Origin of the sequence: Aeromicrobium sp. Sec7.5 (assembly GCF_036867135.1) — a bacterium.
Lineage (GTDB): Bacteria > Actinomycetota > Actinomycetes > Propionibacteriales > Nocardioidaceae > Aeromicrobium.
Window position 1 is genome coordinate 1225721 of sequence record NZ_JBAJIJ010000001.1, and the last position, 12542, is coordinate 1238262.

A 12542-nucleotide genomic window follows, 5' to 3' on the forward strand; every position below is an offset into this window, starting at 1 on the left:
TGGCCCGCACCTGTCCTGCCACAATGGAACGATGAGCTTGGTACGGCAGTCCGAGAAGCTGAGAGACGTCCTCTACGACATCCGGGGACCCGTCAGCGCCCGAGCCGCCCAGCTGGAGTCCGAGGGCCATCGCATCCTCAAGCTCAACATCGGCAACCCCCAGCCGTTCGGCTTCGACGCGCCGGCCGAGATCCTGCAGGACGTCATCGCCGGGCTGCCCGGCTCTGCCGGTTACTCCGACTCCCGCGGCATCCAGTCCGCGCGTCGCGCGGTGGTGCACCACTACCAGCTCACTCCCGACTTCCCGCCGCTCGACATCGACCAGGTCTGGATCGGCAACGGCGTCTCCGAGCTGATCCAGATCGCGCTGCAGGCGCTGCTGAACAACGGCGACGAGGTCCTGATCCCGATCCCGGACTACCCGCTCTGGACCGCGGTCACGAACCTCGCCGGCGGCACCCCCGTGCACTACCGGTGCGACGAGGACAACGAGTGGAACCCCGACCTCGACGACCTCGAGGCGAAGATCACCGACCGCACGCGGGCGATCGTCGTGATCAACCCCAACAACCCCACGGGCGCGGTCTACTCCCAGCAGACCCTCGAACGCATCGCCGAGCTGGCACGCCGGCACGATCTCGTGCTGATGGCCGACGAGATCTACGACAAGATCCTCTACGGCGACGCCGTGCACCACGCGATGGCCGGCATCGCTCCCGACGTGCTCACGCTGACCTTCAACGGTCTGTCGAAGGCGTACCGGGTGTGCGGCTACCGAGCCGGATGGCTGGCGGTCACGGGTCCGCTCGAGCGGGCCCGCGACTACCTGGAGGGCATCACTCTGCTGGCGTCGATGCGCCTGTGTCCGAACGTGCCCGCCCAGAATGCGATCCAGGTCGCGCTCGGCGGCTACCAGTCGATCCGGGAGCTGATCCTGCCCGGGGGGCGGCTGCTGGAGCAGCGCGACACCGCCGTCACGGAGCTGCGCAAGATCCCGGGTGTCACGGTCGTCGAGCCCCGGGGGGCGCTGTACGTGTTCCCGCGACTCGACCCCGAGATGTATCCGATCAAGGACGATCAGCAGTTCGCGCTCGACCTGCTGGAGTCGGAGAAGATCCTGCTCACCCAGGGCACCGGCTTCAACTGGCCCGACCCCGACCACCTGCGGATCGTCACGCTGCCGTGGTCGCGCGACCTCGCCGAGGCGATCGGTCGGATGGGGGAGTTCCTGTCGACCTATCGGCAGGCCTAGCACGTCCGAGGGTCAATTCGGCGGCCTCAGGGCGATCGCGCGGCTAACATGGACCGCACGCTCCTCCACCCCCACGGAATCGGATGCCGGTGAGTCACCCCCACGACAGCGACGAATCGATCCTGCGCCTTGCCATGTCCTCGCTCGAGGACAATGTCGAGCGCGAGCAGGACCCGCCCCGTCGCGCCCTCTCCGCCCGCGACCTCACGTCTCTCCGTCGCCCCGTCGTCGGCGGGCGGCGGCGATCCAGCGGCTCTCGGGCCGAGGAGGCGGTGAGCCCGGCGGCTCCGGCACGTGCGGGACGCCGGGCTGCGGGGGTCCCCTTCGAGGTCGATCGGGACGCACCGGAGCCGGTCGACGCGGCGGCGTCCGAGGAGGTCGCCGAGCTCACGCACCGCGTGACTGAGCTGCTGGCGGAGCGCGAGTCGTTGCAGCGGCGCCTCGCCGAGGGCGCCGACGAGGTCGACGAGCGCGAGGCGCGCGTGGCCGATGCCGCCATGCGGGTCGTCGCGCTGGAGGCCGAGGTGGCCCGGCTCGAGCGTCGTCCGGCCCCGCCCGAGGAGGCCGGCCGGGAGATCGAGGGTCAGCTCGCCGAGATCCTCGCCGAGCGCGACCAGCTCGTCGCCGAGCGCGACCGGATCCGTGCCGAGCGCGACGAGCTCCTGGCCCGTGCAGCGCGCAGCACCGAGCAGGTCGACGCCCTGCGGGCCGAGCTCGGCCAGGTCGACGCACGCTCCGCCGACCTGCCGGCGCAGGTCTCGGAGCTGTCGACGCGCGTGTCCGAGCTGACGGCCGAGCGCGAGTCGCTCGAGCGACGCCTGGGCGAGGGCGCTCACGAGGTCGACGACCTCCGTCGTCAGACCTCGGGTCTGGAGCGAGACCTCGACGGCTCGCGGGCGCGGGTCGCCGACCTCGAGGCCGAGGTGCGGCAGATGCAGGACCGCACGCAGGACCTCGAGGCCGTGCGGGAACGACTCGACGTCGCGGACCGCGAGCTGGTCGAGACCCGCCAGGCGCTCTCCGAGCGGGAGCGTGATCTCGTCGAGATCGCCGCCGACCTCGTCGAGGCCGCCCGACGCGCCGAGCGTGCCGAGCGGGAGAATGCCGACCTGCGCCGCCAGGCCGCCGAGCACGTCACGGCCACCGAGGCGATGCAGACCGGTCACGCGACGGCCACCGCCGGCCTGGAGGCCGACCTGGATGCCGCCCGCGCGGCCACCGCCGACCTGGAGACCCGCGTCGGCAGCCTCCTGCGATCCCTGTCGGACCGCGAGGACGACCTGGCCGCGGCCGCGCAAGCAGCGGTCCAGCTGGCCCAGGCGCGCGAGGACATCGAGGACTACGAGGCCGAGGCCGAGTCACTCAGCGACCAGGTCGTGGCCCTGCAGGACGAGCTCGTGGCCGCGGAGGAGCGTCACGCGGCCGAGGTCGCGGCGATCATGGCCGAGTTCTCGGCGTTGCGCCGCGGCTGACCCGGCCGGACAGCGGCGGGGGAGGCGTGGCGTCACGGTCCCGTCGGTGGGCTCGACTAGGCTGACACCCTCTCCGCGACCCTCGTCGCGATCGAGACCGTGACCTGCCGCGACTCACGTCCCGGCACTGCCGTGAGGAGGCCGTCCACGCGATGTCGAGCGACTCGTCCTTCGTGCACCTGCACGTCCACACCGAGTACTCGATGCTCGACGGAGCCTCGCTCCTGGACGGCCTGTTCGAGCGCACGGCCGGTCTCGGGATGCCCGCCATCGCGATGACCGACCACGGCAACCTGCACGGCGCGTACGACTTCTGGTCCAAGGCGCGCCAGCACGGCGTCAAGCCCATCATCGGCCTCGAGGCGTACCTGACCCCGGGCACCCACCGCTCCGAGCGACGCCGCGTCCGCTGGGGCAAGGGCAACTCCGAGGAGGAGGGCGGCAACGACGTCTCCGGCGGCGGCTCGTACACGCACATGACGATGCTCGCCACCAGCACCGAGGGCATGCACAACCTGTTCCGCATGTCATCGCTGTCGAGCCTGGAGGGCTACTACTTCAAGCCCCGCGCCGACCGCGAGCTCCTCAACCGCTACGGCAAGGGCCTGATCGCCACCACGGGTTGTCCGTCCGGCGAGATCCAGACCCGGCTGCGCCTGCGGCAGTACGACGAGGCCCGCGCAGCGGCCGCCGAGTTCCAGGACATCTTCGGCAAGGAGAACTTCTTCCTCGAGCTTATGGACCACGGCCTCTCGATCGAGAAGGTCGTGCGCGACGACCTGCTGCGGCTGGGCAAGGAGCTCGGCATCCCGCCGGTCGCCACCAACGACTCGCACTACAACAACCCCGAGGACGCCGACGCCCAGGAGGCGCTGCTCTGCGTCAACTCGGGCAGCCGGCTCTCCGAGCCCACGTACGCCCAGGGCGGCAAGCGCTTCGCCTTCGACGGGGGCGGCTACTACATCAAGTCGGCCCAGGAGATGCGCTCGCTGTGGGAGGACTCCTACGGCATGAAGGAGGCCTGCGACAACACGCTCCTGATCGCCGAGCGCTGTGACATGGAGTTCACCGAGTCCAACGGCGGCTACATGGCCAAGGCCGACGTGCCGCCCGGCCACGACGAGGAGAGCTGGTTCGTCGAGGAGGTCTGGCGCGGCATCGAGGCCCGCTATCCCGGCGACGCCCTCACCGACGCCGTCCGCGCCCGGGTCGACATGGAGCTCGACGTCATCAAGACCAAGGGCTACTGCGGCTACTACCTCGTGGTCGCCGACTTCATCAACTGGTCCAAGGAGAACGGCATCCGGGTGGGCCCGGGTCGTGGGTCCGGTGCCGGCTCGATCGCCGCCTACGCCCTGCGCATCACCGACCTGTGCCCGCTCACGCACGGCCTGATCTTCGAGCGGTTCCTCAATCCCGAGCGTCCGTCGATGCCCGACTTCGACATCGACTTCGACGAGCGTCGTCGCGGCGAGGTCATCAACTACGTCTCGCGCAAGTACGGCTCCGAGCGCGTGGCCCAGATCGCCACGTTCGGCCGCATCAAGTCCAAGCAGGCCATCAAGGACGCCACGCGCGTGCTGTCGTACGACTTCCCGCTCGGGGAGAAGATCACCAAGGCGCTGCCCGCCGACATCATGGGCAAGGGCGTGCCGCTCGGCGACCTCTTCAACGACCAGCACCCGCGGTACAACGACGCCAAGGAGTTCCGGGAGATGCACGCCCAGGACGCCGAGGTCCGCACGATCTACGACACCGCGATCGGGCTCGAGGGCCAGATCCGGCAGTGGGGCGTGCACGCGGCCGGCGTCATCATGAGCAGCGAGCCGCTCATCGACATCGTGCCGATCATGCGGCGCGACCAGGACGGCGCGATCATCACGCAGTTCGACTACCCGATGTGCGAGGCGCTCGGGCTGGTCAAGATGGACTTCCTGGGTCTGCGCAACCTCACGGTGCTCGACGACGCGCTCGAGAACGTCCGGCTCAACCGCGGCGTCGAGGTCGTCCTCGAGGACCTCACGTTCGACGACCCGGCCACCTACGAGCTGCTGTCGCGCGGCGACACGCTCGGGGTGTTCCAGCTCGACGGCGGGCCCATGCGTGCCCTGCTGCGCAGCATGCGCCCTGACAAGTTCGAGGACATCTCGGCCGTCGGCGCGCTGTACCGGCCCGGCCCCATGGGTGCCGACTCGCACAACAAGTACGCCCGGCGCAAGAATGGCCGCGAGCCCATCGAGCCCATCCACCCCGAGCTCGAGAAGCCGCTCGAGACCGTGCTGGGCGAGACCTACGGCCTGATCGTGTACCAGGAGCAGGTCATGGAGATCGCCCAGGTGCTGGCGGGATTCAGCCTCGGCCAGGCCGACAACCTGCGCCGGGCGATGGGCAAGAAGAAGAAGTCCGAGCTCGACAAGCAGTACGCCGGCTTCCAGGCCGGGATGCTCGAGCGTGGCTACGCCCAGCAGGCCATCACGGCCCTGTGGGAGATCCTGCTGCCGTTCTCCGACTACGCCTTCAACAAGGCCCACTCGGCCGCCTACGGGGTCATCAGCTACTGGACCGCCTACCTCAAGGCCAACTTCCCGGCCGAGTACATGGCAGCGCTGCTCACGAGCGTGCGGGGCGACAAGGACAAGTCCGCCATCTACCTCAGCGAGTGCCGGCGCCTCGGCATCCAGGTGCTGCCGCCCGACGTCAACGAGTCGCAGGCCAACTTCGCCTCGGTCGGCACCGACATCCGCTTCGGCCTCACCGCGATCCGCAACGTCGGCGAGAACGTGGTCGGCGGCATCATCGAGGCTCGCGAGGAGAAGGGCGCGTACACCGACTTCGCCGACTTCCTCGACAAGGTCCCGCTCACGGTGTGCAACAAGCGGGTCCTCGACTCGCTCATCAAGGCGGGTGCCTTCGACTCCATGAAGCACGGCCGCCGCGCGCTCGTCACGATCGCCGAGGAGGCGGTCGACCAGCACCTCGACCTCAAGCGCAACGCCGCGATCGGCCAGGACTCCCTCTTCGGCGGGGTCGACGACGACGGTGGTGGCGGGGTGTCGATCACGATCCCGCCCGTGCCGGAGTGGGACAAGACCCAGCTGCTCGCCTTCGAGCGCGACATGCTCGGCCTCTACGTCTCCGACCATCCCCTGCTGGGTCTCGAGCACGTCCTGCAGGCCAGTCGCGACGTCTCGATCGTCGACCTGGTCACCGACACCGAGCGCCCCGACGGCTCGATGGTCAAGCTGTGCGGCCTCGTCACCGGGGTGCAGCGCCGCCTGTCCAAGAAGGGCGACACCTGGGCGTCCATCACGCTGGAGGACCTCGAGGGCTCGGTCGAGGTCATGGTGTTCCCGGCCGCCTACGCCCTGGCGGCCGACCTGCTGCGGGCCGATCAGGTGGTCGCCGTCAAGGCGCGGGTCCGCCGCAAGGACGAAGGCCTCGACCTCATGGCCACCGAGGTCACGATGCCGGCCATGAGCGTCGGCGGCAGCGAGGCGCCGATCGCCGTCACCATGCCAGTGGCACGCTGTACCGCAGACATGATTGCGCGCTTCAAGCAGGTGCTCGCCGCCCATCCCGGGGCCAGCGAGGTCCACCTCAGACTCGTCAGCTCCTCGGGCACCCGCGTCATGCGTCTGGACCGGGCGTACCGCGTGACCCAGTCGTCGTCGCTCATCGCCGACCTCAAAGAGCTCCTCGGCCCGAACTGCCTCGCATGAAGTGGCCGCTGAGCGTGCTCCTCATGACGGTCCTCACCGGGCTCGCCGGCGCCGTCGTGTGGGTCCAGCTCGCCGAGCCGGCGCGCTGGACCGTCGCCGACGGCAGCCTGCAGATGGGCCAGGAGGCCGTCACCGCCCAGTTCGCCGTCTCGATCGCGTTCGCGGTGGTCGGTCTGGGCGGGGGACTTCTGCTGGGCTTCCTGCTCGGTGTGCTGGCGCGCCCGGTCGGGTGGCCACTGGTCGTCGTCGCGGCCGGAGCCGGAGCGGTCGCCACGCTGATCGCCTGGCAGCTCGGCATGGTGTGGGGTCCGCCGGACCCCTCCACGGTCAGCGGGGTCTCGACGGGCGACACGATCCCCGACGAGCTCACCGTCACGATCCCCGCGGCGTTCCTCGCGTGGTCCATCGCGGCGATCGCCGGTCTGCTGCCGGGTGTCGCGCTCAACCCCTCGGCGCGCGCCGACGCCCGCGCCGAGGAGCAGCGCTGGCAGAAGGCTGCGTCCTCAGCGGCCCACGGCCGCCACGATCCCCATGGTGAGGTCGATCAGGTCCTGCGGTGACAGCTCGAGGTCGAGCCCGCGCTGGCCGCCCGAGACCAGCACGGTGTCCCAGAGCTCGGCCGTCTCGTCGATGACCGTGGGGTGGCGACGCTTCTGCCCGATCGGTGAGATGCCGCCCAGGACATAGCCCGTGGCCCGCTGGGCCGCTGCGGGGTCGGCCATCCGGGCCCGCTTGGCGCCGAGGGCCGACGCGGCCGCCTTCAGGTCGACCGAGCAGCTCACCGGCACCACGACGACGGCCAGGCCGTCGTCGGCCTGGACCATCAAGGTCTTGAAGACCCGGTCAGGGTCGACGTCGAGGGCTTCGGCCGCCTCCAGACCGTATGAGGTCGCCCGGGGGTCGTGCTCGTAGGCCCGGATCGTGAAGTCGACGCCGGCCGCCTTGAGCGCCTCGGTCGCCGGCGTGCCCGCACTGCTCATGCCGGATCCGCCGGATCCGCCGGATCGGCCGCGGCGTCAGGTCGAGGACGTTCGATGGTCCAGCGCACCGCGAGCCCGAGCACGAGCGCCCAGAACGCGCCGCCGACGCCGCCGATCGTGATGCCGGACGCGGCCACCAGGAAGGCGACCGCCGAGCTGGTCCGGTGCTCCGTGTCGTCGAGCGCACCGCGCATCGCCGCCGCGAACGCCGCCAGCAGCGCGAGCCCCGCGACGGACTCGACGATGCCGGGCGCGGCCGATGCGGTCAGCGCCACGAGCGCCGCGGAGGCCGGAGCCAGGACGAGATAGGCCACGCCGGCCGTGGCTGCGGCGATCCAGCGGCGGTCCTTCGCGCCGGCTCCGTCGCCGGCCGTGAGAGCGGCCGACAGTGCGGCGAGGTTCATCGCGTGCCCGCCGAACGGGGCGACGATCGCGGTGCCGGCTCCGGCGGCCACCATGCTCGGGGTCCACGGGACGCGATAGCCGTACGACGCCATGACGGCGACTCCGGGGATGTTCTGCGACGCCATCGTCACGACGGTCAGCGGCACCGCGATGCCGATCACGGCCGCGACGGTGAAGGCCGGCGTCGTCCAGCTCAAGGTCGGCACGAGATCGGCACGCGGCACGGCGGCGTCGCTCGTCGCGAGGTCGGTCGCCATGACGCCGAGGGCGACGACGAACGCGATCGGCACCGCCCACGTCGGCAACCACCGCGTGGCCACCAGCCACACGAGCAGGATCGGCGCGATCAGGGCGGGGGAGTCGGCCACGGCCACGAACGGCGCGAGGCACAGCTGCAGCAGCACCCCGCCCAGCATCGCCTGGGCCAGCGGGACGGGGATGCGACCGATGAGCCGACCGAGGGCAGGCACGAGACCGGTCAGCGCCAGGAGCACCCCCGTGACGGCGAAGGCTCCCACCGCAGCGGCCCATCCACCGTCGACGGTGCCCGTGCTGACCAGCAGCGCGGCCCCCGGTGTGGACCAGGCGAACGACAGTGGGAGCCGCGTCCAGGTGGCGAGCCCCAGCATCACGAGCCCGAAGACCAGGCAGAGGGCCAGCAGTCCGCTCGCCGCCTGGGCCGGAGTCGCGCCGACGGCCCGCAGACCCGCGATGACGACCGCGAACGAGGACGTGAATCCGACGAGCGCCGCGACCAGACCAGCCACGATCGGTGCGCGCACGCCCGCGGAGTCGATGGCTGGAGGTCGCGCGTCGGACACGGCGCGTAGCCTACGCCGCCGCCTCCGTAGACTTCGCTGCGTGCTCCGACGTCTTGACCTGCGCCAGCTGACCCCCGAAGCCCACGAGTGGCAGCGCGTCTACGGTCATGCCGTTCCGCGCGCCGAGCTCGACGTCGACCAGGCGCTCGACGCGGTGCGGCCGATCTGTGAGGACGTCCGTGCGCGAGGCGCCGACGCGGTCCTGGACGCCGGCGAGCGCTTCGACCGGGTTCGTCCTGCGCAGCTGCGGGTGCCGGCCGAGGTGCTGGCCACCGCGCTGGCCGAGCTCGATCCCGCGATCCGCGCGGCGCTCGAGGTCTCGATCGCGCGTCTGCGCGTCACGAGCGAGGCCGAGCTGGAGCACAGCGTCACGACCACCGTCGCGGACGGTGCGGTCGTGGAGCGCCGGATCGTGCCGATGCAGCGCGTGGGTCTCTACGTGCCCGGAGGCCTGGCGCCCCTGGTCAGCACCGTCGTCATGAACGCCGTCCCGGCCCAGGTGGCCGGCGTGGCCGGCGTCGCCCTTGCCAGCCCGCCCAGCCGCGAGCACTGGGACGGGGCCGGATGGCCGCACCCGTCGATCCTGGCGGCGTGCGCGCTGCTCGGCGTCGACGAGGTCTACGCGGCCGGCGGCGCCCAGGCGCTCGCGATGCTGGCGTACGGCACCGACGACTGCGCTCCGGTCAACCTCATCACCGGGCCGGGCAACATCTACGTGGCAGCCGCCAAGCGGTACCTCCAGGGCACCGTCGCGATCGACTCCGAGGCCGGGCCGACCGAGATCGCGGTCATCGCCGACGCGAGCGCCGACGCCGACCTCGTCGCGTCCGACCTCGTGAGCCAGGCCGAGCACGACCCCATGGCGGCGTCCGTCCTCATCACCGACAGCGAGGACCTCGCCGACCGCGTCGACGTGGCGCTCGCGGACCAGGTCGACCGGGCCCGCCACGTCGACCGGATCCGCACCGCCCTGGCGGGGCGCCAGTCGGGCACCGTGCTCGTCCGTGACATCGACCAGGCGATCCAGGTGGCCAACGCCTACGCCGCCGAGCACCTCGAGATCCAGACCGAGGACTCCGCCGGGGTCGCCGCGCAGATCGTGAACGCCGGTGCCGTCTTCGTCGGCTCCTTCAGCCCCGTGTCGCTCGGCGACTACGCGGCCGGCTCCAACCACGTCCTGCCCACCGCGGGGTGCGCGTGCCACTCGTCGGGGCTCTCGGTGCGCGCGTTCTGCAAGAACATGCAGGTCGTCACGTACTCCGAAGCGGCCCTGCGCGAGGTGGGTCCGCACGTCGTGACCCTGGCCGAGGCCGAGAACCTGCCGTCCCACGGCGCCGCCGTCTCGATCCGGCTGGCCCGCGATGTCTGATCGCCGCCCGGAGCCCGGCACCCCCGCCGGGTCTGATCGCCGCCCGGAGCCCGGCACCCCCGCCGGGGTGCCGGACTGGGTGCCGCTGCGTGACGAGCTGCGGGGCGAGGAGCCCTACGGTGCGCCGCAGATCGACGTGCCGGTGCGGCTCAACACCAACGAGAACCCGTACGGGCCGAGCGAGGCGACCGCCGACGACATCGCCTCGTCCGTGCGCGCCGCGGCGCTTGACCTCAACCGCTACCCCGACCGCGAGGCATGGGGCCTGCGCACGGCGCTCGCCGACTACCTCTCGCGCGAGGTGGCCGGGCTCGACGCGAACCGGGTGTGGGCGGCCAACGGGTCGAACGAGGTCATGCAGCAGATCCTGCAGGCGTTCGGCGGTCCCGGACGCACCGCGCTGTCGTTCGCGCCCACGTACTCGATGTACCCCGAGTACGCGCGCAACACCCACACGCGCTGGGTCGCCGGGCAGCGCCGCGACGACTTCGGCATCGACGCCGACTCCGCGGTCGCGCTGATCGAGGCCGAGCAGCCCGACGTCGTGTTCCTCACCTCGCCCAACAACCCCACGGGCACCGCGCTCGACCCGCTGCACACCCGCGCCGTGCTGGAAGCCGCGCCCGGCATCGTGGTGGTCGACGAGGCCTACGCCGAGTTCCGCCGGGCCGGCACCCCCTCGGCGCTCGAGCTGCTCGCGCAGTTCCCGCGGCTGGTGGTGACCCGCACGATGAGCAAGGCGTTCGCGCTGGCCGGCGGGCGACTGGGCTACCTGGCCGCCGACCCGGCCATCGTCGACGCGCTGCGGATCGTGCGCCTGCCCTACCACCTGTCGTCGGTCACGCAGGCCGCAGCGGAGGCCGCCCTGCGCCACGCGCCTGAGCTGCTGGCGCAGGTCGACGGGCTGCGGGTCGAGCGCGACCGCACCGCGCAACGGCTGCACGACGACGGCTTCACCGTGGCCGAGTCCGACGCCAACTTCGTGCTCTTCGGCACCTTCTCCGACCGGCACGCCGTGTGGCAGGGACTCGTCGACCGCGGAGTCCTGGTGCGCGAGACCGGACCCCTAGGATGGCTGCGCGTCTCGATCGGCACGCCCGACGAGATGCACGCGTTCCACACCGCACTCCAGGAGGTGACCGATGTCGAGGCACGCTGACCCCGCTGTGGCCGCAAGCGATGCGCGCGGCCCCCGCACGGCCCGGATCGAACGGAAGACCTCCGAGTCGCACGTCGTCGTCGAGCTCGACCTCGACGGCAGCGGGCAGCACGACATCTCGACCGGCGTCGGCTTCTACGACCACATGCTCACCGCGCTCGCGCGGCACTCGTTGATCGACCTCACGGTCAAGACCGAGGGCGACCTGCACATCGATGCGCACCACACCGTCGAGGACACCGCCATCGGCATCGGCGACGCCCTGCGCGAGGCCCTGGGCGACAAGGCGGGCATCCGCCGCTACGGCACCGCCACGGTGCCCCTCGACGAGGCCATCGCCACGTGCACGGTCGACGTCTCCGGGCGCCCGTACTTCGTGCACTCCGGTGAGCCCGAGCGGCAGATCACGGTGGTCATCGGCGGGCAGTACTCCGGTTCGCTGACCTCGCACGTGTTCGAGTCGATCGCCCACCACGCCGGGCTGACGCTCCACATGACGCTGACCTCCGGCCGCGATCCGCACCACATCGCCGAGTGCCAGTTCAAGGCGCTCGCGCGAGCGCTGCGCGAGGCGATCGAGATCGATCCGCGCGAGACGGGCATCCCCTCGACCAAGGGTGCGCTGTAGTGGCCCCATCCGGGTCGGCACTGCCCAGCGTCGCTGTCCTCGACTACGGATCGGGGAACGTGCGCTCCGCCGTGCGTGCGGTCGAGCGTGCCGGCGCCGCGGTCACGCTCACGGCCGACTCTTCGGTCGCGTTCGAGGCCGACGGCCTGCTCGTGCCGGGCGTCGGTGCGTTCGAGGCCTGCATGAACGGACTCACGGCGGTCGACGGCGAGCGGCTCATCGAGCGACGGCTCATCGCCAATCGCCCGGTGCTCGGCATCTGCGTCGGCATGCAGATCCTGTTCGCCGAGGGGATCGAGCACGGAGTGCGCACGCCCGGCTGCGGCGAGTGGCCGGGCACGGTCGAGCGTCTGGAGGCGCCGATCGTGCCGCACATGGGCTGGAACACGGTCGAGGCTCCCGCCGGCTCGCGGATGTTCGCCGGGCTGGAGGGCGAGCGCTTCTACTTCGTGCACTCCTACGGCGTGCGTGAGTGGGAGATCGTCCCCGGTGGCCCGGTGAAGGCCCCCGACGTCACCTGGACGGCCTACGAGGGCGACCGGTTCGTCTCGGCCGTCGAGCACGGTCCGCTCTGGGCCACGCAGTTCCACCCCGAGAAGTCCGCCGACGCCGGCCGGCGCCTGCTCGAGAACTGGATCGCGACGCTCTGACTGACCGCACCACCACCCGCTGGTTGAGGTGTGAGGAGCTCTCGGCGACGAGCCTCGAAACCTCGGTGACCCGTTGGGCTGAGGTAC

Annotated in this window: 10 protein-coding genes; 8 read left to right on the forward strand and 2 right to left on the reverse strand. The window is 71.3% G+C overall.

The genetic code is table 11. The annotated features are described in order from the left end of the window. The first annotated feature begins 31 nt into the window (after nucleotides 1–31). The 4 genes from V6S66_RS06200 (at nucleotide 32) to V6S66_RS06215 (ending at nucleotide 7003) form a co-directional block, all read left to right on the forward strand. Nucleotides 32–1252 carry a pyridoxal phosphate-dependent aminotransferase gene (locus V6S66_RS06200; RefSeq protein WP_334205873.1) on the forward strand — a complete coding sequence of 407 codons (1221 nt, stop codon included), beginning with the start codon at nucleotides 32–34 and terminating at the stop codon, nucleotides 1250–1252. A gap of 134 nt (nucleotides 1253–1386) precedes the next feature. Further along, a complete protein-coding gene (locus tag V6S66_RS06205) occupies nucleotides 1387–2724 on the forward strand; it encodes a hypothetical protein (RefSeq protein WP_334205874.1) in 1338 nt (445 codons plus the stop codon). 152 nt (nucleotides 2725–2876) lie between these two features. Continuing rightward, nucleotides 2877–6443, forward strand: a complete 3567-nt coding sequence (gene dnaE, locus V6S66_RS06210) for a DNA polymerase III subunit alpha (protein ID WP_334205875.1) — start codon at nucleotides 2877–2879, stop codon at nucleotides 6441–6443. Beyond that, on the forward strand, nucleotides 6440–7003 hold the full coding sequence (locus V6S66_RS06215) for a hypothetical protein (RefSeq protein ID WP_334205876.1): 564 nt from the start codon (nucleotides 6440–6442) through the stop codon (nucleotides 7001–7003). Before dnaE ends, V6S66_RS06215 begins: the two co-directional genes overlap by 4 nt. Here V6S66_RS06215 and ybaK read toward each other — a convergent pair. Both ybaK and V6S66_RS06225 read right to left on the reverse strand, forming a co-directional pair. Beyond that, nucleotides 6947–7423 carry a Cys-tRNA(Pro) deacylase gene (gene ybaK / locus V6S66_RS06220; RefSeq protein ID WP_334205877.1) on the reverse strand — a complete coding sequence of 159 codons (477 nt, stop codon included), beginning with the start codon at nucleotides 7421–7423 and terminating at the stop codon, nucleotides 6947–6949. The genes V6S66_RS06215 and ybaK overlap by 57 nt on opposite strands. Then, complete coding sequence (locus tag V6S66_RS06225; RefSeq protein ID WP_334205878.1) at nucleotides 7420–8649, reverse strand: benzoate/H(+) symporter BenE family transporter; 1230 nt, start codon at nucleotides 8647–8649, stop codon at nucleotides 7420–7422. Before V6S66_RS06225 ends, ybaK begins: the two co-directional genes overlap by 4 nt. Before the next feature lie 58 nt (nucleotides 8650–8707). Here V6S66_RS06225 and hisD point away from each other — a divergent pair, with 58 nt between their 5' ends. The 4 genes from hisD to hisH are packed head-to-tail and all read left to right on the forward strand — an operon-like array spanning nucleotide 8708 to nucleotide 12455. Beyond that, nucleotides 8708–10018 (forward strand): histidinol dehydrogenase, encoded by a 1311-nt coding sequence (gene hisD / locus V6S66_RS06230; protein ID WP_442885916.1) that lies wholly within the window; start codon nucleotides 8708–8710, stop codon nucleotides 10016–10018. Continuing rightward, on the forward strand, nucleotides 10011–11177 hold the full coding sequence (locus V6S66_RS06235; RefSeq protein WP_334205879.1) for a histidinol-phosphate transaminase: 1167 nt from the start codon (nucleotides 10011–10013) through the stop codon (nucleotides 11175–11177). The genes hisD and V6S66_RS06235 overlap by 8 nt, the downstream gene beginning before the upstream one ends. 7 nt (nucleotides 11178–11184) lie before the next feature. Further along, nucleotides 11185–11805, forward strand: a complete 621-nt coding sequence (gene hisB / locus V6S66_RS06240; RefSeq protein WP_334205880.1) for an imidazoleglycerol-phosphate dehydratase HisB — start codon at nucleotides 11185–11187, stop codon at nucleotides 11803–11805. Next, complete coding sequence (hisH, locus tag V6S66_RS06245; RefSeq protein ID WP_334205881.1) at nucleotides 11805–12455, forward strand: imidazole glycerol phosphate synthase subunit HisH; 651 nt, start codon at nucleotides 11805–11807, stop codon at nucleotides 12453–12455. The genes hisB and hisH overlap by 1 nt, the downstream gene beginning before the upstream one ends. Nucleotides 12456–12542 lie beyond the last annotated feature (87 nt).

Bases quoted from the DNA above. Each gene is read 5' to 3' on its own strand.
- dnaE (WP_334205875.1), top strand. From the start codon at position 2,877: ATGTCGAGCGACTCGTCCTTCGTGCACCTGCACGTCCACACCGAGTAC.
- V6S66_RS06205 (WP_334205874.1), top strand. From the start codon at position 1,387: ATGTCCTCGCTCGAGGACAATGTCGAGCGCGAGCAGGACCCGCCCCGT.
- ybaK (WP_334205877.1), bottom strand. From the start codon at position 7,423: ATGAGCAGTGCGGGCACGCCGGCGACCGAGGCGCTCAAGGCGGCCGGC.
- V6S66_RS06200 (WP_334205873.1), top strand. From the start codon at position 32: ATGAGCTTGGTACGGCAGTCCGAGAAGCTGAGAGACGTCCTCTACGAC.
- V6S66_RS06235 (WP_334205879.1), top strand. From the start codon at position 10,011: ATGTCTGATCGCCGCCCGGAGCCCGGCACCCCCGCCGGGTCTGATCGC.
- V6S66_RS06215 (WP_334205876.1), top strand. From the start codon at position 6,440: ATGAAGTGGCCGCTGAGCGTGCTCCTCATGACGGTCCTCACCGGGCTC.